The organism is Silanimonas sp. (assembly GCF_027531545.1).
GTDB lineage: Bacteria > Pseudomonadota > Gammaproteobacteria > Xanthomonadales > Xanthomonadaceae > Silanimonas.
On record NZ_JAPZSC010000033.1, the window covers coordinates 27,885 to 47,880 of the forward strand.

Sequence of the window (19,996 nt, forward strand, 5' to 3'; positions counted from 1 at the left end):
TCAGCGCCCCGTGTGCTCCTGCAGCCAGGCGTTCACCGACTCATGCCACTGCACGCTGTTATGCGGCCGCAGGATCCAGTGGTTCTCGTCCGGGAAGTAGAGCAGTTCCGATTCGACTCCGCGACGCTGCAGCGCACCAAAGGTCGCGAGGCCTTGTTCGACGAGAACGCGATAGTCCTTCTGCCCGTGGATGACGAGCATCGGCACGCGCCAGTTCTGCACGAAGTTCACCGGGTTGTGCTTCTCCATGGCGGCGGCGTTCTCCCACGGCACGCCGCCGTTCTCCCACTCGGTGAACCACAGCTCTTCCGTCGAGTAGGCCATCGAGCGCAGGTCGAACACGCCGGCGTGGCTCACGAAGCAGTCCCACGGCTCGTTCCAGTTGCCGGCGATCCAGTTGACCATGTAGCCGCCGTAGCTGCCGCCCAGCGCGCAGGCGCGCTCGCCGTCGAGGAAGTCGTACTTCTCGAGCGCGGCCGCCCAGCCCTTCTGCAGATCGACCAGCGGCTTGCCGCCCCAGTCCTCCGAGATGGCATCGGTGAAGGCCTGGCCATAGCCGGTGCTGCCGTGGAAATCGATCATCACCACCGCGAAGCCCATGCCGGCATAGGTCTGCGCGTTCCAGCGGTAGTGCCACTGGTTGTGGAAGCTGCCCTGCGGGCCGCCGTGGATCAGGAAGGCCACCGGCGCCTTCTTGCCGGGCTCGGCGTTCCACGGCTTGATGACGTAGCCGTGCACCGTGGCGTCGTTCCAGCCCTTGAAGCTGAACTGCTCGTACTCGCCCATGCGCACGCCACTGAGTGCATCGGCGTTGTAGGTGGTCAAGCGACGCTCGGCGATGCGCGCGCGGATCGCGCCGAGGTAGAGGTCGGCCGGCTGCGCGATGCTGTCGCGGGTGAAGACGATGCGGTCGCCGTCGATGTCGAAGGCACCGATGTTGCCGCCCTGCACCACCTTGCGCACCGCGCCGCTGGCAAGGTTCACCTCGAAGACCGGGTGCGTGCCAGTGTCGAGCGTGGCCGTGTACATCGTGCGGCCGTCGTCGCCGGGAACAAGCATGTCGAAACTGCGGTCCCAGTCGGCGGCGATCTCGCGGGTGGCGCCGGTGGCGCGGTCCAGCGCCATCAGGCCGAAGCGGTCGGCCTCGAAGCCCGGGCGCTTCATCGCTCGCCAGAACAACGTCTTGCCGTCCGCCGAGAACACCGGGTTGGTGTCCGTCGCGTCGTTGGCGTCGGTGAGGTTCTTCGGCGCGGCGCTGCCGTCCACCGGTACTTCGAAGAGGTCGAAGTTGGTCGACCACGGCTCGCTCATGCCGGCGATGCGCACGCTGAACACGAGCGTCGAACCGTCCGGCGAGAACACGTAGTCGGACTGGTCGCCGAAGGGCTTGCCCGGCACGTCGCCGTCGATGCCCGTGGTCAGCAGGCGCGGCTCGCCTGCGGCCTTGCCGTCCGCGCCGATCGGGGCCAGGAACACCTGCGAGCGCGTGCCGTCCTTCCAGGTGTCCCAATGGCGCACGAAGATCCGGTCGTACTGCACGCCGGTGCGCTTGTCATTGGCGTTGGTGGCGTGGCGCTCCGCTGTGCAGGCGAGCGTTCCACAATCGGCGAACACCTCGAACGCGAGGGCGATGGCCTTGCCGTCCGGCGCGAGGCGGAAGCTGCCGACGTCCAAGGGATAGGCCGTCACCTGCGCGGCATCACCGCCGGCGGCCGGCACGCGCCAGACCTGCATCGAGCCGGACTTCGCGCTGAGGAAATAGACGAAAGCGCCATCCGGCGACCACGCACCGGCCGAGGCGGGGAGGTCCGCCGGCGTCAGGCGCGTACCAGGGCCGCCCGAAGCATCCGTCACCCACAGCGAGCCCACGCCGCGGTCCGCTTCCCAGTTCGTCTCGCGCAACGCATAGAGGATGCGATCGCCGTCCGGCGAGAACTGCGGGGCCGACACGCGGTCGAGCATCACGAGGTCTTTCGCCGTGAAGCCGCGCGGATTGGCGGTGGCGGCGGGCTCGGCGGCGAGTGCCGGCCCCGCGAGGGCCAGCGACAGAGCAAGGACGGACAGGCGCATGGGCGGTTCGGTCTCCGGGACGAGGGGCCAAGGATAACGCGCCCCTTGAGCCATCACGCCCCGTACACTCGGGCTTCACACCCCGGCCACCACCGCAGGAACGCCGCTTGACCACCACCGCCGCGCCGGCCGAGTTCCTTGGCCACCCCAAAGGCCTCTACGTCTGCTTCCTGACCGAGATGTGGGAACGCTTCGCGTTCTACGGCATGAAGGCCATCCTCGTGCTGTACCTCATCAAGCACCACGGCTTCTCCGACGCCGACGGCTACCTGCTGATGGGCACCTACGCCGGGCTCGCCTACGCCCTGCCCTTGCTGGGCGGCATGTTGGCCGACCGCTACCTCGGCATGCGCAAGGCGGTCGTCTTCGGCGGCGTGCTGCTCGTGCTCGGGCAATTCGGGATGGCGTGGATCGGCACCCCGATCGACGGCGGCACGCGCGACGAGACCGCCGTGCAGGTGATGTACGCCTCGCTGGCCCTGATCGCGATGGGCGTGGGCTTCCTGAAGCCGAACATCTCGACGATCGTCGGGCGGCTCTACGCGGAGAACGATCCTCGCCGCGACTCCGGCTTCTCGATCTTCTACATGGGCATCAATATCGGCGCCTTGCTCGCCTCCTTCATCGTCGGCTACGTCGGCGAGAACATCAGCTGGAGCTACGGCTTCGCGCTGGGCGGCCTGATGATGGCCGTGGGGCTGGTGATCTTCTTGCTCGGCCAGCCACATCTGCGGGGCCAGGCCGAACCGGCCGACCCGGCCCTGCTGCGCGAGCGGGCGTTGGGTGGCCTCAGCCGCGAGTGGCTGATCTATCTCGGCGCGCTGGCCGGCGTGGTCGCGGTCTGGCAGATCCTGCAGACGCGCATCGATTTCGCGCCCTTGAACGCCCTGCTGGGCGGCCACCAGGTGACGCTGACTGAACTCGTCGCCGTCGTGGCGGGCACCGTTTTGTACGGTTGGTTCATTGCGCTGATGTTTTCGGGGATCGACCGTGTCGCACGCGGAAAGATGATCCTGCTGCTGGTGCTCACCACCGTAAGCGCCTTGTTCTGGGGCCTCTACGAGCAGAGCTATGGCCCGTGGGTGACGCTGGCCGAGCGAGCCATGGACCGCAGCACCTTCGGCATCGAATGGACGGCCGGCCAGACCACGGCGATCGGCGCGTTCTGCGTCATCGCGATGACGCCCCTCTTCGCATGGCTGTGGCCCCGCCTCGACCGCGCGGGCATCAATCCGGGCTATGCGGCGAAGTTCGCCTGGGCGCTGGTGTTCTGCGGCGGCTCGTTCGGCGTGCTGGCCTTCGCGGCGGCGAACCCCGGCAGCGACGGCCTCGTCAGCCTCTGGTGGCTGATCCTCGCCTACGCGGTGCTGGTGCTCGGCGAAATGGCGCTGAGTCCGATCGGACTCGCGGCGGTCACCTCGCTGTCGATCCCGCGCGTGGTCAGCACCATGATGGGCGCGTGGTTCCTGTTCTCGGCCTTCGGCGAAATGATCGCTGGCCGCCTCGGCACGATGGCCGAAGTGGCGCCCGGGCCTGACGGCGTGATCTCCGCCGCCGAGGCCCTGGCCGTCTACGCGCCGTTCTTCACCCAGATGATGTGGATCGGGCTCGGGGCAGGCCTGGCGATGTTCATTGCGACGCCGCTGTTGAACCGCCTGCTGCGCGCGGACTGATCCCCACGCGGCCCCATGAACGACGAAGGGCGCGACCGGAGTCGCGCCCTTCCCGTGATCCTTGGGGCTGCCGTGACCGGCAGCCACAAGCCCAATCAGTCCGAACCGCCCGACGCCGACTCGGTGCGCGACTCGCCCACCGTGACCGTGCCGCCAATGTGCTCCCCGAAGAAGGCCAGCATCTTCGAGTAGATGTTGTTGCGGGCAGGCACCTCATAGAAGCCGTGGCCTTCCTTCGGCTCGAGGATGTTCTCCCGCGGTGCATTGCCCGCGGCGATGAGCGCGGCTTCCATCGCGTCCGTCTGCTCCGGCGGCGTGCGGCGATCGCGGCCGCCCGCGGCGAGGAACACCGGGATCTTGATCTCGCTGGCTCGCGCCGCCGGCGAGCGCTCGTCGAGCTTGCTGCGGTCCTTGCCGATCACGCTTTCCAGGTAGTTGCCGCCGGTATCGGACTCGCGGATGTCGCCCTCGGAGTACATCAAGCGCAGGTCATAGACGCCGACGTAGCCGACCGTGCAACGGTACAGGTCGGGCTCGCGCACCGCCCCCATCAGCGCCGCATAGGCACCGTAGCTGGCGCCGTAGATGCAGATTCGCTCCGGATCCGCGTAGCCCTGGGCAATGGCCCACTGCGTCGCGTCGGTGACGTCGTCCTGCATCGTGCCGCCCCATTCGCCGTAGCCCATCTGCTCGAAGGCCTTACCGTAGCCGCCTGACCCGCGGAAATCGACCTGCAACACGAGGTAGCCGCGGTTGGCGAACAGCTGCACCTCGGGATTGAAGCCCCACATGTCGCGCGGGCCGTGCGGGCCGCCATGCGGGTTGACGATCATCGGCAGGCCCTTGAGCTCACGGCCCTTCGGGACCGTCAGGTAACCCGAAAGCGTCACGCCATCGCGCGCCGTCATCGTGAAGGGACGCATCTCCGACATCAGCTCGGGATCGATCCAGCGGCGCGTGCTCACCAGGTAACGCGCCTGCTTGGTGGACTTGTCGTACAGGTAGAACTCGCCGGGATTCCGGTCGCTCTGGACCGAAACAACCATCTTGTTGCCATCGAGGGTCGCGCCGCCGAGGCTGACGTACTGCCCGGGGAAGGCTGCCGAAAGCTGGGCAAGCAGCTGGGCGTCCGGATGCTCTTCGCGGATGTAACGCACTTCCGGCTTGCCGGGCATGCGGGTCACGCCGATGAGGGTCTTGCCGTCCGCCGCGATCACTTCGCCCAGCATGTCGACGCGGGGGTCGCTATCGAGCGGTGAGAACGCACCGGTCTGCGGGTCCAGGCGGCCCATGACGTTGGGCTTGGCGTTGTCGTGCTGCACGGCATACACCGTGCCGTCGGGGTCGACGTGCGAGACACGCAGGCGGCCCGCCGTCTCGCGGGAGTCGAAGATCTTGGTCCAATCGCCGTCGGCGCGGCGATAGACTTGGCCATGGCCTTCCGTGAAGCTGTCGCGGTCCTTGTTGTCGGCGCAGTTCGCGAAGGCCGGCTTGTCATCGGCATCGAGCACGAAATCGCAGTTGCGCGCGGGTGCGCGCGCCAGTCGCTTCATGCGGCCCGTGAAGGTGTCCATCTCCATGAGCTCGGCCCGGTCGCCCTCCTCGCTACCGGTGCCCGTGGTCACCTGGACCAGCACGCGCGAGGCGTCCTCGCGCAGGGCCGAGACCGGGCTGACTCTCTGCGAGAAGCTCGTCGAACCGCTGGTCGTCGTCCCCTCGTAAGTGACGAGCACGCGCGGTCGCTCCCCGTTGGCGTCGACCGCATACCACTCGCCCGTACCGCCGGGCTGGGCGAACTGGCCGAACTTGCGCGTCGCCGTGAACATCAGGCGATCAGGCCCGGCCCAGAAGAAGCCGGCGATGCTCTTGTTGTCCGGCAGCTGGTGGACCTTGATGGGCTTCAGGTCCTTCATGTCCAGAACCACCAGCACGTCGCGATCGCCGATCGGCGCCGTGGCGGCGAGATACTCGCCGTTGGGCGAAATGCGCACAGCCGTGTACTCGGCGTGCCGATTGAAGTCCTCGAGCGGAACAGTCGTCGGCGCGTCGGACGCCTGCAAGGCGCCCGAGAGCGCCATCGAAGCCAGGAACAGAAGACGATTGGAACCCATTGCCATGATCTCCCCAGATGATGGTTGAACGCCCTGCGGGCGAATGCGCGAAACCTTACCAGAGGCGCGACAGGGCGGTGTCGACGACAAGCCCTGCGACGCCCATCCACCGCCCAACCGGGCGGATCCGCCGGGCAGAGCGTGAAGCCCGGCCCCGGCGAAGCCCTCAGCGGGCCGCTTGGTCGCCATCGAGATGGCGGCCGAGGAAGGCCAGAAGCTTCGTGTAGTAGTCGCGGCGGTTCGGCAACAGGAAGTAGCCGTGGCCTTCGCCGTCGTAGTAGTGCGCTTCGACCGGCACACCCGCGGCCTTCAGCGCGCGCTCCATCGCGCGCGTCTGTTCCGGCGGGGTGCGCTCGTCCTCCTGCCCGCCGCGAGGAACACCGGCACCCGGATCGATGCGGCGAGCTTGGCCGGCGAGCGGGCGTCGAGCCCTTCCTCGCCGACCACGAGCTTCAGGTAGTTCTCGCCCCAGCGGCGGGCTTGGATGTCGCCTCGGCCGTACATCATGTCGAGATCGTAGACGCCGACGTTGCCGGCGGCGCAAGCGTAGAGCGACGGTTCGCGCGCGACGCCCATCAACGCCGCGTAGCCGCCGAAGCTCGCGCCGTACAGGCAGATTCGCTTGGGATCGGCGATGCCCTGCTCGATCGCCCAGCGGGTGGCGTCGGTGATGTCATCCTGGATAGCACCCCCCCACTCGCGGTAGCCCGCCGACTCGAACGCGCCGCCGTAACCGCCGGAGCCACGGAAGTTCACCTGCAGCACGGCGTAGCCGCGGGCGGCGAGCAACTGGCGCTCCAGGTCGAAAGACCAGGTGTCACGCACCTGGTGCGGCCCACCATGCGGCAGCACGACCAGCGGCAGGCCCTTGGCGTCCCGGCCGGGCGGGACGGTGAGGTAGCCATGCAGCGGCAATCCGTCGCGGGCCTTCAACTCGACCGGCCTGGTTTCGGCCATCTGGTCGGGCATCACCCAGTCGGCGCGGCTGCCCCAGAGGTCCGCCGAACGCTTCGCCCGGTCGAAGTGGTAGAAGTCGCCCGGGTTGCGGTCGCTGGTGACGATCACCAGCTGCTGGTTGCCGTCGGCGCTGGCGCTGCGCAGCTGCACCGACTGTCCGGGAAAGGCCGCTTCCAGGCTGCGCTGCGTGCGGGCCTGCGGTGAGGCCGGGTCGAAAAACACCGACTTCGGCCTGCCATCCATGAACACCGCACCGATCGGCTCGTCCGTGGCGGGGTCGTAGATGATCCGGCTGGGGTCGACACGGGGATCCCGCAACACCTCGGTGCGCTCCAGGGTCGCGAGGTCGAGCCGCTCGATGGCGTCGGGGCCCTCCTCGCGGCTCGACAGCACGTAGGCCACCGCGTTGTCCTTCGAGAACCCGATCGGTTCGATCCAGACGCCGCTCGTGCCCTGGTCGTTGACCAGTTGCCAGTCGCTCTTCGCGTCCCTGCGGTAGTAGGTGATCGTGTCGTTCTGGCTGTTCTGGCCGGTGGCGAACCGCACCTCGCCCGAATGGTCGGCGAGGAAGTCGGCGCGCGGCACGGGCGCGCGCGACGACGCGGCGGCGGCCGGAGGTGAGATCCATCAGTTCCGCGGTAGCGAAGCCCTCGCCACGCGACTGCATGCTCACAACCGAGACCAGGACAGTCTCATCATCGTTGCGCAGCGGGTCGGCCAGGTACACCCAGCGGCTGTGGTCCGTGTTGCGCGCCGCCGCGCGGGAAACCATCGTGTTCTCGGCACCGCGCCAACCGGCGATCAGCCTTGGCTCCGCCCCTTCGACCGCGCTCAGCACCCAGAGCTCGCCGTAATCGCGCGGCGCCTCGAGGGAGCCAATGCTCTCGCCCATCGAGGCGACGATCCTGGTGTCGCTCACCCACCAGAAATCCAGCACATGGGCTTCCTCACCACCGGACAGGTGGGCGAGCACCTTGCGCTCCGCCAGCGTGCCGATGACGAGGAAGGTCTGCTTGTCGCGCGCGGCCGTGGCGGCGAAGTACTCGCCGGTCGGCGAGAGCGCGATGTCGATGAACTTCTCGTCGCGGACGAGATGGGCGACGAGACCGGCAACGTCGGCAGGCAGCGGGGCCGGGGCCGCCAGGGCGGGATCGCCCTGCGCCGCAACGTGGAGGGGGGCAAAAAGCAACAGGGCCGCGAAAGCGGCCCGTCGGAGTCCATTCATGGCAACGTCCGTGGGGGGTGGGGGAAGGCGAAGTCTATCCAGCGCCCCCTAGCGCGCAAGCCCCGCGGACGGCCGGATCAGAAGGGGATGTCGTCGTCCGGGAACGGGTCGTTGCTCTGGGCCGGCGGCGCGCTGCCGCCACCGCGGTTGCCGTAACCGCCGCCGCCACCCGAACCGCCACCGCTGCCACCACGCGCACCGCCGTAGCCGCCACCGCCGCCGCCTGCACCGCGACCGCCACCACCGCCGTAGCCGCCACCGCCGCCCGAACGGGCCGGACGCTCGGCGCGCTCACCGCCGCCTTCGCCGCCCATGCCCGGGTTGCCGCCGAGCATCTGCATTTCATCGGCAATGATGTCGGTGCTGTACTTCTCGACGCCCGCCTTGTCCGTGTACTTCTCGGTGCGCAGGCGGCCCTCGATGTACACCTGACGGCCCTTCTTCAGGTACTCGCCGGCGATTTCCGCCAGACGGCCGAAGAACTTCACCCGATGCCACTCGGTGCGTTCCTGCATGTTGCCGTCCTTGTCCTTCCAGCTCTCGGACGTGGCCACGCTGATGGTCGTCAGCGCCGAGCCGCTCTGGCTGTAGCGCACTTCCGGGTCGTTGCCGAGGTTGCCAACGAGAATGACTTTGTTGATACCGCGCGCCATGGGGTCCTCCGGCCGCTGAATGTCGAAACAGGCCACAGAGTATGACAGCCCCCACCCGCCCGGGGTCGGCCGACCCCTCGTGCGAGGGTCGGAACACGTCTTCACGAGGGGGCGGCGGCCTATAATTCCAGCATGCACGCCGCCGTCGACTCCGCACCCGCGCCCGCCCTGCCCTTCCCCGCCGTCCAGGCTCTGGCCGCGAGCGACATGGCTGCCGTCGACGCCCTGATCCGCCGGCGGCTCGCCTCCGAAGTGGTGCTGGTCAACCAGGTAGCCGAATACATCATCGGCGCGGGCGGCAAGCGCCTGCGCCCGATGCTCACCGTGCTAGCGGCCCGCGCGGCCGGCTACCGCGGCGACGCCCACCACCAGCTCGCGGCGGTGGTCGAGTTCATCCACACCGCCACCCTGCTGCACGACGACGTGGTCGACGAATCCGACCTGCGCCGCGGCCGGGCGACGGCCAATGCCGCCTTCGGCAATGCCGCCAGCGTCCTGGTCGGTGATTTCCTCTATTCGCGCGCCTTCCAGCTGATGGTCGAGCTGGAATCGATGACGATCCAGAAAGTGCTGGCCGACACCACCAACCGGATCGCCGAGGGCGAGGTGCTGCAGCTGCTTCACGTGCGAAACCCGGACACCGACGAGGCCGCCTACCTGCGCGTGATCGAGCGCAAGACGGCCGTGCTCTTCGCTGCCGCCACCCAGCTTGGCGGGCATCTCGCGGGCCTCGGCGCCGCCGGGGAGAAGGCGCTGTTCGACTACGGCATGGCGCTGGGCTACGCCTTCCAGATCGCCGATGACGTGCTCGACTACGCCGGCGACGCGGCCACGCTCGGCAAGAACTTGGGCGACGACCTCGCCGAGGGCAAGGCGACGCTGCCGCTGATCCACGCCATGGCGCACAGCGCGCCGGACATCCAGGCCCGATTGAAGCAGATCGTCCTCGACGGTGACGCCGACGGCTTCCCGGAAGTGCTGGCCGCGATCGAGGCCTGTGGCAGCCTCGACTACAGCCGCGCCGCCGCGCAGAAGTACGCGGATTCGGCGATCGACGCCCTCGCCGCGCTGCCGGATTCCGAGGCGAAGGCCGCGCTGGCCGGCCTGGCGCAGTACGCACTCCAGCGCGCCCACTGAGGCGCGCCGGAGAGGAATGCCTTACTCCGCGGCGAAGCGCTCATCGAAGAAGCCGCGCATCATCGCCATCGAGCGGCGGTAGCTCGGCTCGTGGTACTTGCAGCCCGGGATGACGCTGCCGTCCTCGTCGGGCTCGGCGAAGCAGTGCACGGCGCCACCGAAGTTGACGAACTGCCAGTCGGCCCCGGCGTCGCGCATCTCCTTCTCGAAGCCGTCGATTTCCTCGGGCTTCACGAACGCGTCGTCGGCGCCGTTCATGACCAGCAGCGGCGTCTTCACCGCGCCGGCGATCGCGGGCGCGCTGGTGCCGAGCGAACCATGGAAGCTGGCGACGCCAGCGAGTTCCGCACCGCTGCGGGCGAGTTCGATCACCGTCGCGCCGCCGAAGCAGAAGCCGATCGCGCCGATGTCGTCCTTCGCCAGCGGTGCGCCCTCGGTGGCGCGCAGCGTGGCCAGCGCGGTGTTGATGCGTTCGCGCATCTGCGCGCGGTCCGCGTACACGGCGCCGGCGGCCTGACCGGCCTCCTGCGGGTTGGCCGGACGCACGCCGCGGCCGTACATGTCGACCAGCAGCACCACGTAATCGTCGCCAGCGACCGTCCTCGCCTTCTCGACCGCCGAATCGGTGACGCCGTACCAGTTGGGCACCATCAGCAGGCCGGGACGCGGCGCGGCGTTGGCGTCGTCGTAGACGAGCACACCGTCGAAGGTCGTTTCGCCCACGGTCCAGCTGACCGGCCTCGTGGTCGGCGCGGCGGAAGCGATCGAGGCGAAGGCGGCTGCCGTGGCCACGGCGAGGGCGGCAAGACGCGGGACGAGGCGCATGGCGAAGGCTCCGGAAGACGAGCGCCTGAGTGTAGGCCGATGCCCCGGCCGTGTCGTGACCGCGACGTGCTGGGATTTCAGCGCACGCCGAGCCCGGGGATCGCGCTGATCTGGGCGCCGTCGAAACCCGCCGCTTGGGCGAAGTGCTTGCCGCGTTCGGCGTAGTCGCGATAGCGCGGGAAACTCGGGGCGCCGGGCGAGAGCAGCACCGTGCCCTTGGTGCCCAGTACCTCCTGCGCGTAGCGCACCGCTTCCTCCATCGAGGTCGACTCGCGCATCACGAACTTGGCGGCGGTGGCGATGGCCTTCAGGCGCTCGAAGATCGCCGGGCCGTTCTGGCCCATGGTGATGATCGCGCCCGGGGCATCCGCAGCGACGCGCTCGGCGAACACGCCCCAATCCAGCCCGCGGTCGTAGCCGCCGACCAGGATGGCCGTGCCCTTGCCCGGGTACCAGTCAAGCGCCGCGATCGAAGCCATCGGCGTGGTGCTGATCGAATCGTTGACGTAGACCAGCCCGTCCTTCTCCCCGATGCGCTGCAGGCGGTGCGGCAGCGGCTGGAAATCGGCGACGCGTTCGGCGAGCGGCACGGGGTCGATGCCCAGCGCCTCGACGGCGGCCATGGCCGCGCAGAGGTTCACCCAGTTGTGGCGGCCCGGCAGCGGCAGGAACTTCACGTCGATCACGGCCCGGCCACCGCGCATGATCCAGCGATCACGCACATGCCAACCGTCGTCAGTGTTGAACCACTGCACCCGTTGCCCGCGGGCAGCGAGCGCCGTGCCGACATCGCACAATCGGGCATCGGACGCGTTGAGCAGGGTGATGCCGGGCTGCGCCTCGGTGACGAGCTTCAGTTTGTCGGCGAAATAGCGCGCCTCGGAACCGTGCCAGTCGAGGTGTTCGGGGAACAGGTTGAGCACCACGGCCACGGCGGGGCGCAGGGCATCGGCGGTCTGGTAGCTCGACAGTTCAATGGCCCAGGCATCCGGGGGCGGCTGCACGTCGAGCAATTCAAGGAGGGGCAGACCGATGTTCCCGGCCAGCGCGGTGCGCTCGCCCGCCGCGCGAAGCAGGAAGGCGATCAGCGCGGTGACCGTGCTCTTGCCCTTGGTGCCGGTGACGCAGACGCTGTGGGCACCGGCGTTTTCAGCGAACCAGATCGCCGTGCCGCTCGTGAAGCGCGCGCCGTGGAGTTCGGCATCGATCTTCGGCGACGAATACGCGCTGATGCCCGGCGACTTGATGACCACGTCGAAGGCCGAGAGCGCGACGGAATCGACCTCGGTGCGGATGACGAGGGTCGGGTCTTCCTGCGCCTGCAGGTCGGCGACCTCGTCGTCTTTGCAGAAGACCGTCAGCGGCCGGCCCGGCAGGCGCCAGCGCAGCGCCGCCAGCGCGGCGCGGCCTTCGCGGCCGTAGCCCCAGATCGCGACTTTCTTGCCGTCAAGCTCCGAAATGCGCACCCAGCGCCTCCATCCGTGCCGTCCCCAGCCCGTGCTCGCCCTGGGGGCTGAGCAGTGGTTCGAGGCGCAGGGTAGCCGGATCGAGGGCCGGCTGCTGCGATGCGGCGAAACGCGCCACGAGGGCGTCCTCGCGCCACGCCGGGCTGGCCGCCAGCGCGGCCATGGCCGCACGCGATTCGCGGCCCTCGCCCACGCATTCGAAGGGCTTGTGGCCTTCGATCTCGAGCAGGGCGTCGTACTCGGCGGCCAGCCCCGCATCGTCCAGAAAGTTGCGGCCGAAGATGCCGAGCAGGCGCGGCTTGGGCATGAAGGGCGCCAGAGCGAGGAAGACGAAATGGCACTTCGGGCAGGCGCCGCACCAGCGCTGCGTGGGCTTTTCGCCGAGCAGGTGGAAGTTGCGGTTGCAGCTGGAGAAATGCGCGTCGTAGTGCTCGAGGCGCGCGAACTGCCGCGCCACGGCCAGCTCCGAGAACGGCCGCAACAGCGAGACGTAGTCGAAATCCGCCGCGACCTGCGCGCGGACGAGCGCGGCGAAATCGCGCTCGAAGTCCCAGCCCTTCGACCACTGGTGGTTCACCTCGCCGGTGCCCGGGATCAGGCTGCCGTAGCTCGCCGAGTGCTCGTTGGAGAACACCACGCTGCCGTGGCCAGTGAGCAGGGCGGAAAGCACGAGGATCGCCGAGTTCACCGCCGTCACCGGGATGTGGCCGTTCAATGCGCCCTCGCGATTGAAGGCGAACAGCTCGGGGGCCAGCGCGCGGGTGATGTTGAGCGTGGGCAGACCGGTGCGTTCGGCGCAGGCGCGGATCAACGGCGAGCTGCCGATCCAGGTGACGGTGGGCGAAGCGCCCAGCGCACGCAGCGCTTCGATCGAGACCAGCGAATCCTTGCCGCCGCCGATGGCCACGAGAGCGCGGCGACCGAAAGCGCCGGGGGCTTCGAGGCCCAGCGTTGCCGCGACGGGCCGTGCCGCACCGCCCCGCGGCCAAGCGAGGTGCCCGCGCAGGTCGAGACCGTTGCGGTAGGCAAATTCGCCGAGGCCGTTCTCGTAGACGCTGGCGACGAAGCCCGCCGTGGCCTCGTCGACCGGCCCGTCGGCGCATTCGATCACCGACGGTGCGGCGGCCTTGTAGTAGCTGACGCCGGCGACGAAGTGCAGCAGGCGAAGCGCGGCGTCGACCGCCGCCGCTTTCGCTGCGTCGAAATCCGCCGAACCGGGCTGCACCGCGGTGAACGGGGCGCCGGGGACGGTGATGCGCTCCACCAGTTCGGCGCTGGTCGCGCCGTCGTGGTTGACGAAGGCGTAGCCCAGCGCGATTTCGCCCGTGGCCGGGTCGAAGCGTTTCGAGGTGAAGCGGAAGGCGCGGATGGCCGCGCGATCGAAGGTCCAGCTCATTCCAGGATCTCCTCGGCGGGCAGTGCACGCAGGTTGTAGCGGCTGGCCATCACCATGCCGTAGGCGCCGGCGTCGGCGAGCAGCACCACGTCGCCTTCGGCCGTGGCATCGGGCAGGCGACGGCGGCGGCCCAGCACGTCGCCGGTTTCGCAGATGGGGCCCACGACCTCGGCGGGCTCACCCGGCGGATCGTCGAAGCGCGTGAGGTTCACGATGCCGTGCCAGGCGTTGTAGAGCGCCGGGCGCAGCAGGGCGTTCATGCCGGCATCCAGGCCCACGCGTCGCACGCCCTGCTTGTGCATGGTCGATGTGACGCGGGCCAGCAGCACGCCGGCCTCGGCGACGAGGAAGCGGCCGGGCTCGATCCACAGCGCGTACTGCGGATACACCGACTTCATCTCGGCCAGCATCGCGCCGAAGGCCGCCATGTCGAAGGGCTCGCTCTCCGGCTGGTAGGGGATGCCGATGCCACCGCCCACGTCGATGCGTTCGACGGTGCCGATGGCGTCGGCCACCGAGGCCAGCCGCGCGTACACCTCGCGCCAGTGGTTGGCGTCGAAGATCCCGCTGCCGATGTGCGAATGCAGGCCGGTGAGGCGCGCGCCGAGCGCCTTCGCGGCGGCGGCGGCGGCGGGCGCGTCGTCCAGCGGCAGGCCAAACTTCGCTTCCTTGCCGCCGGTCTTCACCTTGTCGTGGTGGCCCGAGCCGAAGCCCGGATCGACGCGCAGCGTGAGCTCGCGGCCGCGGAACACCTCGGGCCACTCAGCGAGCAGCGCGGCGTTGTCGAGCGTCACGTGCACGCCGAGATCGAACGCCTTCTCGAACTCGACGCGCGGCGCGAAGCTCGGCGTGAACAGCACGCGCTTCGGATCGAGGCCGGGCAGCGTCGCCAGCACGTGTTCCACCTCGGCCAGCGACACGCACTCGAAGCCGAGGCCCTCGGCCTCCAGCGCCTTCAGAATGACGGGGTGCGGGTTGGCCTTCAGCGCGTAATGCGCGCGGTCCACCGCGGTCAGGGCCTTCAGCTGGCGGGCGCGCTCGCGCACGGTCGGCAGGTGGTAGGCGTAGACGGGCGCAGCGCGTTCCGCGAGCGCGATCAAGCGGGCACGGTCGGCCTGCCACCACGTGGCGCGCGGCGTGCGCGGCGCACCCAGCTCGCGCCAGCTCGGGCCAAACACCGCCGTCTCGTCCACCGGCATCGCGTTGGAAGCGATGAGCAGGCCATGCAGCGTCGGCAGCAGGCCTTCCGCGATCGCCTCGTCGACGACGAAGGTGAGGTTGAGGTCGTTCGAGCTCTGCGAGATCAGGTGCACGCGCTCCCGGCCGAAGGTGGCCAGCACCTCGGTGAGCCGGTGCAGGCGCGAGCGCATGCCGCGGCCGACCAGCGTGATCGCCGAGCACGGCGCGATCACCTTGACCCGGCAGATGCGCTCGAGGTCGCGGCACAGCGCTTCGAGCACGTTGGTGCTGACCAGGTTGTCGCTCGGGTCCAACGACACGGTGACGTTGGTCTCCGAGGAACCGATCAGGTCCACCGACAGGCCGTGCGACTTGAAGCAGCCGAAGACCTCCGCGAGGAAGCCCACCTGCTGCCACATGCCGATGGTCTCCATCGACACCAGCACGATGCCGCGCCGCGCGCTGATCGCCTTGACCCCGGCCACCGTCGCCGCCTGCCCGTCAATGACGGTGCCGGCGAGGTCGGGGTTCTCGGTGTCGCGGATCCACATCGGCACGCCCGCCTCGCGGCAGGGCGTCAGGCAGCGCGGGTGCAGCACCTTGGCGCCAGTCGTCGCGATCTCCTGCGCTTCGGCGAAGTCCAACCGCGAGAGCAGGCGCGCGTCCGGCACCTGGCGCGGGTTGGCGCTGAACATGCCGGGCACGTCGGTCCAGATCTCGACGCGACGCGCCTTCAGCAGGGCGCCGAAGTAGGCGGCCGACGTATCCGACCCCCCGCGACCAAGAATCGCCGTGCCGCCGTCGCGATGGCGGGCGATGAAGCCCTGCGTGATCGCGAAACGTTCGGGCTTCGCCATCAGCCGCTCCCGTGCCACCGGGTCCATGAAGTCGCAGGACACCGACAGGCGCTGCGCCCATGCGCTGGCGTTGGGCTGCTCGATGGCGCGCATCGAATCGCGCGCGTCCCACCATTCCAACACCATGCCTTGCGTGCGCAGGTAGGCCACGCCGAGCGTCGAACTGAGCAGCTCGCCCTGGGCCAGTACCTCGGCCTGCCACGCCAGCTCGGCCGACGCGGCACGCGGGTCGGACGCCAAGGCGCGCAAGGCGGCGAAGCGCGCACCCAAGCACGCCTCGACGTCGACGCCGAGTTCGGCGGCGAACGCGGCATGGCGCGCGATGAGAGCTTCCGCCTGGGCATGAAGGCCGGGCATGTCCTGATGCCCATCGATCATGGCCTGCAGCGCATTCGTCACGCCCGAGAGGGCCGAAACCACCACCAGTACGCGCGCGCCGTCCTCCTCCGCGCGGCGGCGCATGAGTTTCCCGATCGTGTCCCAGCGCGATTTTTTCGACACGCTGGTGCCCCCGAACTTCAGGACGATCCAGTCATTGGCGAACGCGGGGACAGGGCTACTCATCGGGGCACGCTCATCGGGGTTGGCACCTCACAGGGCCGTGGGTTCTGGGGCTTCGGGAAAAAGGAATGCCGCCTCGAGAGGCGGCAGCGCAAGGATACCGTGGCCCCACCGTGGACGCCGAGGGGCCGTGGTCGATCCGCTGCGCGTCTTGTGGCGATGCGCGGGCAGCGGGGACACTGTGCGCATGACGACTCGTGATCCTGTCCAACGCGACTACATGCAACTCGACGTCTTCGCCGACCAGCCGGGCCGGGGCAATCCCCTGGGCGTGGTGTTCGGCGCAGACGACTTCGACACCGCCGCCATGCAGGCCCTCGCCGCGTGGCTCAATCTTTCCGAAACCACCTTCGTGCTTCCGGCCACGCAGCCCGCGGCCGACTACCGCCTGCGCATCTTCACGCCGCGGCAGGAACTGCCCTTCGCCGGCCACCCGAGCGTCGGGACCGCGCACGCGGTGCTGGAGCGCGGCCTCGCGACGCCGAAGGCGGCGGCCGATCGTGGCGCCCTCGTGCAGGAATGCGCGGCCGGCCTGCTGCCCCTGCGCATCTGCGGCGAAGGTGCGGCGCGCGTGATCCACGTGCGCGCACCGCGTGGTGTCGAGCGCGCGGCGGATGCCCGCGCCGTGCTGGCCAGCCTCCTCGGCGCGCCGCTGGGCGCCGTGCGTCCCGCCTTGGTCGACAACGGCCCGCGCTGGTGGTGCATCGAGCTCGCCAACGAAGCGACCGTGCGCCGGTTGGCACCGGACCTCGAAGCGATGGCCGCGGCGAACCAGGCCGACGGCAGCGTCGGTGTCGCCGTGTTCGCGCGCTGCAGCGGGCCGGATTACGCCCTCGTCGTCAGGGCTTTCGTCCCCGCCGACGGCATTCCGGAAGACCCGGTCACCGGCAGCGCCAACGCCGCCATCGCCGCGTGGCTGCAGGCGAACATCGCTTTGCCGTCGGCGCGCTTCCGCAGCTCGCAGGGCCGCGAAGTGGGCCGCGACGGCGTGGTCGAGATCGAGGTCGACGCCGAAGGCGAGGTCTGGATCGGCGGCCTGACGCAGACCGTCATCGAGGGCACGCTGGCGTGGTGACGCGGCGCTTCATGCATCTCGACGTCTTCGCGCCGCGGGCGGGCGCCGGCAATCCGCTGGCCGTCGTCCTCGACGCCGAGGGCCTCGACACCGCGGCCATGCAGCGCATCGCCGCGTGGACGAACGTCATCGAAACCACCTTCGTGCTGCCGCCGACCACGCCGGAGGCCAGCTACCGGGTGCGCATCTTCACACCGCGCCGCGAATTGGCCTTCGCCGGGCACCCCAGCGTCGGCACCGCGCATGCGGTGCTGGCCGCAGGCCTCGCCACGCCGCGTGAGGCCGCCGAGGGCACGCGCCTGCTGGTGCAGGAATGCGGTGCCGGCCTCTTGCCGGTGCGCGTGGAAGGCGACGGGCCGACGCAGGCCCTGTTCGTCCAGGCGCCGGCCACGCAGGTGCTGGCGCGCCGCGACGGCGAGGATGCGGGCCTGCGGGCGCTGCTCGGTGAGCGGCTCTCGACGGCCGGCGCCGCGCTGATCGACAGCGGCCGCCGCTGGTGGGCCGCCGAACTCGTGGACGAAGCCGCGGTGCGCGGCTGGACGCCGGACTTCAATGGCATCGCCGCATTGGCCGCTCCGCACGAGGCGATGGGCCTCGCCGTGTTCGCGCGCTGCCACGGCACCGACTACGGCCTCGTCGTGCGCGCGCTGATGCCCTTCCACGGCCACTACGAAGACCCGGCCTCGGGCGCGGCGAACGCCGCGCTGGCCGGCTATCTGCATGCCACGGGGCAAGCCCGCGAGCTCAGCGACCGCTATGTCGTCAGCCAGGGTCGCGAAGTCGGCCGCGACGCGCGCTTGTCGCTGGTCCGCGAGGGCGGACGCATCTGGGTGGGCGGCACCACGCAGACGGTGGTCGCCGGGTCCCTGCGCTGGTAGCTCAGGTTTCCGGCACCACGTCCACGCGGACGCGGATCGAATCGCCCGGGTGGTAGGGCGTCTCGGTCGTGTAGACGTGGCCGTTGTAGTCGTAGGCGACGCGGTAGCCAACCACGCGGTCTTCGGCACGACCGTCCGACACCGTCTGGCAGCGCTGCTCGTAGCGCACCGTCTCGCGCTCGTAGCTGCGGCCGTAGCCGTCGTCGTAGCGCTGGCGGCTGCGGTCGTTGGCGATGGCACCGCCAAGCAGCGCACCGGCCACCGTCGCGGCACGACGGCCGTCACCGTCGCCGAACTGGCGGCCGATGGCCGCGCCGACGATGCCGCCCAGCACGGTATTGGTGGCCGTGCCCGGGCCGCCCTGGCGCGCATAGCGGCGGTCGTCGTAGCCGTAACCGCGCTCCCGGCTGACGTAACGCACCGGCTCCTGCCAGCACTGCTGGCGGTAGCTGGGCTCGCCCGGGGCGAGGATCGGATCGACGTTCACCACGCGCGCGGTGTCCCAGCGCGGCCCGTTGTCGCCGCGATAGCCCGAGTCGTAGCGGCTGTCGTAGTACTGCGCCGAAGCGGTGCCGGCGACGAGGGCAAGGGCGGCCACGAGGGCGGTGCGGCGGATCATCGGGTCTCTCCGGGCCGCGGGAGTGCGGCGCAAGGAGAGACTCGGGCCGCGCGGGTCAACACAGGCTTAATCGGACGGCAGGGCGACGGCGCGTTCAGCGGGCCGAAAGCCGGCGTTCAAGGCACCGACAGCGCAGGCGCCAGCCAGGCCAGGGCGGCCTGCGCAGACCGCGCCGCGGAGGCCCCCATCACCGGCGCGACGTGCCCGCCGGGCACACGGCATAGGCTGGCACCGATGGCGTTCGCGTAAGCAGCCGACGCCGCGGGCGGGATGTCGTCATCGGCGTCGCTGGCGATGACCAGCGTGGGGGCGCCGGCATCGGGCAGCGCCAAGCCGGCGTGCGCTTCACACAGCACGGCCGCGCTCTCGTCGCGCCAATGCCGGAACGCGAACTGCTGGTCGGCGAAGCCCGCCCCGGCCAAGGCGCGTTGCGTGCTCGCGAAGCGCCCCTCGGTGCACCAGGGCACGACATCGCTGGAGGCAGTGAATGACGGAACGGCCGTGATCCAGGGCGCCGGCGGCAGCGGATTCACGAGGACGAGGGCCCGGGGGCGCGATGCCGTCGCCACGCGCGCCATGGCCGCGACGGCCAACAGCCCACCGAGGCTGGCACCCACCAGGACGTCGACGGGCGCCGCCTCCACCGCATCGACCGCCTGCGCTAGGTAATCGTCGAGTCGAGTCGCCGCGAGGCCACCGGCGGCCGGCTCGAAGTCCGGCGCATCGACCCGCCAACCCTCGGCTTCGAACAGGCGTCGCCAGATCGCCCACTGGCCGCCCCAGGCACCGGCGCCATGCAGGAACAGCGCGCGCGGGCTCAACGGAGCGCGGCGTCCAGCGTGATCGGCACCGACAGCGCCTTCGATACCACGCAGTTGGCTTTGGCGTTGTTGGCGAACTCGGCGAAGGTCGCGGCGTCGAGTCCGGGCACGGTGGCACGCACCGTCAGCGCGATCCCGGTGATGGCCGGGCCGCTGGCTTCGCCGACCGACAGCGCGAGCTTCGCTTCGGTGTCGATGCGCGTGACGACGTGGCCGGCGGTTTCCAACATGAAGCCGAGCGCCATCGAGTAGCAGCCGGCGTGCGCGGCGGCGATGAGCTCTTCGGGATTCGTTCCCTTCTCGTCGCCGAAGCGCGTGCCGAAGCCGAATCGCTGCTCGGCGAACACCCCGCTCTGCGGCGTGCTGATGCCGCCGCGTCCGGTTTTCAGGGCGCCTTCCCAGAAGGCGGTGGCGGTGCGGGGCAGCGTGGCCATGGCGGCATTCCTCGGGTGGGGGTGGAGGGCCGGAGTCTACGCCCGCCCTGCAGCAGGCG

The 19,996-nt window shown here is 69.8% G+C and carries 17 protein-coding genes; 5 read left to right on the forward strand and 12 right to left on the reverse strand.

Annotation, left to right across the window (positions count from 1 at the left end; all coding sequences use genetic code 11):
• A complete protein-coding gene (locus tag O9280_RS14695) occupies nt 1-2,070 on the reverse strand; it encodes a S9 family peptidase (protein ID WP_298344385.1) in 2,070 nt (689 codons plus the stop codon).
• Here O9280_RS14695 and O9280_RS14700 point away from each other — a divergent pair.
• A complete protein-coding gene (locus tag O9280_RS14700) occupies nt 2,022-3,743 on the forward strand; it encodes a peptide MFS transporter (protein ID WP_298344388.1) in 1,722 nt (573 codons plus the stop codon). The genes O9280_RS14695 and O9280_RS14700 overlap by 49 nt on opposite strands.
• A 95-nt stretch (nt 3,744-3,838) precedes the next feature.
• On the opposite strand, the gene O9280_RS14705 is transcribed toward O9280_RS14700, so the two are convergent.
• The 3 genes from O9280_RS14705 to O9280_RS14715 all read right to left on the reverse strand — a co-directional run bounded on the left by O9280_RS14705 (nt 3,839) and on the right by O9280_RS14715 (nt 7,396).
• Entirely contained in the window at nt 3,839-5,854 is a 2,016-nt protein-coding gene (locus O9280_RS14705; protein WP_298344391.1) for a S9 family peptidase, read from the reverse strand.
• Between the two features lie 166 nt (nt 5,855-6,020).
• The gene (locus tag O9280_RS14710; RefSeq protein ID WP_298344395.1) at nt 6,021-6,179 is read right to left on the reverse strand and encodes a hypothetical protein; all 159 of its coding nucleotides are present in this window, start codon (nt 6,177-6,179) and stop codon (nt 6,021-6,023) included.
• Complete coding sequence (locus O9280_RS14715; RefSeq protein WP_298344398.1) at nt 6,164-7,396, reverse strand: alpha/beta fold hydrolase; 1,233 nt, start codon at nt 7,394-7,396, stop codon at nt 6,164-6,166. The genes O9280_RS14710 and O9280_RS14715 overlap by 16 nt, the downstream gene beginning before the upstream one ends.
• A gap of 352 nt (nt 7,397-7,748) precedes the next feature.
• On the opposite strand from O9280_RS14715, the gene O9280_RS14720 reads away from it, so the two are divergent.
• Nucleotides 7,749-8,192 (forward strand): hypothetical protein, encoded by a 444-nt coding sequence (locus O9280_RS14720; RefSeq protein ID WP_298344401.1) that lies wholly within the window; start codon nt 7,749-7,751, stop codon nt 8,190-8,192.
• Here O9280_RS14720 and ssb read toward each other — a convergent pair.
• On the reverse strand, nt 8,114-8,689 hold the full coding sequence (gene ssb / locus O9280_RS14725; RefSeq protein ID WP_298344404.1) for a single-stranded DNA-binding protein: 576 nt from the start codon (nt 8,687-8,689) through the stop codon (nt 8,114-8,116). The genes O9280_RS14720 and ssb overlap by 79 nt on opposite strands.
• Before the next feature lie 132 nt (nt 8,690-8,821).
• On the opposite strand from ssb, the gene O9280_RS14730 reads away from it, so the two are divergent.
• On the forward strand, nt 8,822-9,826 hold the full coding sequence (locus O9280_RS14730; RefSeq protein WP_298344407.1) for a polyprenyl synthetase family protein: 1,005 nt from the start codon (nt 8,822-8,824) through the stop codon (nt 9,824-9,826).
• 21 nt (nt 9,827-9,847) lie between these two features.
• Here O9280_RS14730 and O9280_RS14735 read toward each other — a convergent pair whose 3' ends face one another.
• From O9280_RS14735 to O9280_RS14750, 4 genes are all read right to left on the reverse strand, one after another.
• The gene (locus tag O9280_RS14735; RefSeq protein WP_298344409.1) at nt 9,848-10,651 is read right to left on the reverse strand and encodes a dienelactone hydrolase family protein; all 804 of its coding nucleotides are present in this window, start codon (nt 10,649-10,651) and stop codon (nt 9,848-9,850) included.
• Nucleotides 10,652-10,728: 77 nt separating this feature from the next.
• Nucleotides 10,729-12,117, reverse strand: coding sequence for a UDP-N-acetylmuramoyl-L-alanine--D-glutamate ligase (murD, locus tag O9280_RS14740; protein WP_298344412.1), 1,389 nt, complete (start codon nt 12,115-12,117; stop codon nt 10,729-10,731).
• Nucleotides 12,098-13,513: a UDP-N-acetyl-alpha-D-muramoyl-L-alanyl-L-glutamate epimerase gene (murL, locus tag O9280_RS14745; RefSeq protein ID WP_298344415.1), complete on the reverse strand. Its 1,416-nt coding sequence runs from the start codon at nt 13,511-13,513 to the stop codon at nt 12,098-12,100. Before murL ends, murD begins: the two co-directional genes overlap by 20 nt.
• A complete protein-coding gene (locus O9280_RS14750) occupies nt 13,510-16,113 on the reverse strand; it encodes a bifunctional aspartate kinase/diaminopimelate decarboxylase (RefSeq protein WP_298344418.1) in 2,604 nt (867 codons plus the stop codon). The genes murL and O9280_RS14750 overlap by 4 nt, the downstream gene beginning before the upstream one ends.
• Before the next feature lie 184 nt (nt 16,114-16,297).
• Here O9280_RS14750 and O9280_RS14755 point away from each other — a divergent pair, with 184 nt between their 5' ends.
• Entirely contained in the window at nt 16,298-17,185 is an 888-nt protein-coding gene (locus tag O9280_RS14755; protein WP_298344421.1) for a PhzF family phenazine biosynthesis protein, read from the forward strand.
• Entirely contained in the window at nt 17,179-18,063 is an 885-nt protein-coding gene (locus tag O9280_RS14760) for a PhzF family phenazine biosynthesis protein (RefSeq protein ID WP_298344424.1), read from the forward strand. Before O9280_RS14755 ends, O9280_RS14760 begins: the two co-directional genes overlap by 7 nt.
• Nucleotide 18,064: 1 nt before the next feature.
• On the opposite strand, the gene O9280_RS14765 is transcribed toward O9280_RS14760, so the two are convergent.
• The 3 genes from O9280_RS14765 to O9280_RS14775 form a co-directional block, all read right to left on the reverse strand.
• On the reverse strand, nt 18,065-18,682 hold the full coding sequence (locus O9280_RS14765) for a glycine zipper 2TM domain-containing protein (protein ID WP_298344429.1): 618 nt from the start codon (nt 18,680-18,682) through the stop codon (nt 18,065-18,067).
• A 116-nt stretch (nt 18,683-18,798) separates the two neighbouring features.
• Nucleotides 18,799-19,503: an alpha/beta fold hydrolase gene (locus O9280_RS14770; protein WP_298344432.1), complete on the reverse strand. Its 705-nt coding sequence runs from the start codon at nt 19,501-19,503 to the stop codon at nt 18,799-18,801.
• Nucleotides 19,500-19,937 (reverse strand): OsmC family protein, encoded by a 438-nt coding sequence (locus tag O9280_RS14775; protein ID WP_298344435.1) that lies wholly within the window; start codon nt 19,935-19,937, stop codon nt 19,500-19,502. The genes O9280_RS14770 and O9280_RS14775 overlap by 4 nt, the downstream gene beginning before the upstream one ends.
• Nucleotides 19,938-19,996: the final 59 nt, after the last annotated feature.

Bases quoted from the DNA above. Each gene is read 5' to 3' on its own strand.
- O9280_RS14695 (WP_298344385.1), bottom strand. From the start codon at position 2,070: ATGCGCCTGTCCGTCCTTGCTCTGTCGCTGGCCCTCGCGGGGCCGGCA.
- O9280_RS14705 (WP_298344391.1), bottom strand. From the start codon at position 5,854: ATGGGTTCCAATCGTCTTCTGTTCCTGGCTTCGATGGCGCTCTCGGGC.
- O9280_RS14710 (WP_298344395.1), bottom strand. From the start codon at position 6,179: ATGGAGCGCGCGCTGAAGGCCGCGGGTGTGCCGGTCGAAGCGCACTAC.
- O9280_RS14720 (WP_298344401.1), top strand. From the start codon at position 7,749: ATGGGCTTCCTCACCACCGGACAGGTGGGCGAGCACCTTGCGCTCCGC.
- ssb (WP_298344404.1), bottom strand. From the start codon at position 8,689: ATGGCGCGCGGTATCAACAAAGTCATTCTCGTTGGCAACCTCGGCAAC.
- O9280_RS14730 (WP_298344407.1), top strand. From the start codon at position 8,822: ATGCACGCCGCCGTCGACTCCGCACCCGCGCCCGCCCTGCCCTTCCCC.
- O9280_RS14735 (WP_298344409.1), bottom strand. From the start codon at position 10,651: ATGCGCCTCGTCCCGCGTCTTGCCGCCCTCGCCGTGGCCACGGCAGCC.
- murL (WP_298344415.1), bottom strand. From the start codon at position 13,513: ATGAGCTGGACCTTCGATCGCGCGGCCATCCGCGCCTTCCGCTTCACC.
- O9280_RS14750 (WP_298344418.1), bottom strand. From the start codon at position 16,113: ATGAGTAGCCCTGTCCCCGCGTTCGCCAATGACTGGATCGTCCTGAAG.
- O9280_RS14755 (WP_298344421.1), top strand. From the start codon at position 16,298: ATGACGACTCGTGATCCTGTCCAACGCGACTACATGCAACTCGACGTC.
- O9280_RS14765 (WP_298344429.1), bottom strand. From the start codon at position 18,682: ATGATCCGCCGCACCGCCCTCGTGGCCGCCCTTGCCCTCGTCGCCGGC.
- O9280_RS14775 (WP_298344435.1), bottom strand. From the start codon at position 19,937: ATGGCCACGCTGCCCCGCACCGCCACCGCCTTCTGGGAAGGCGCCCTG.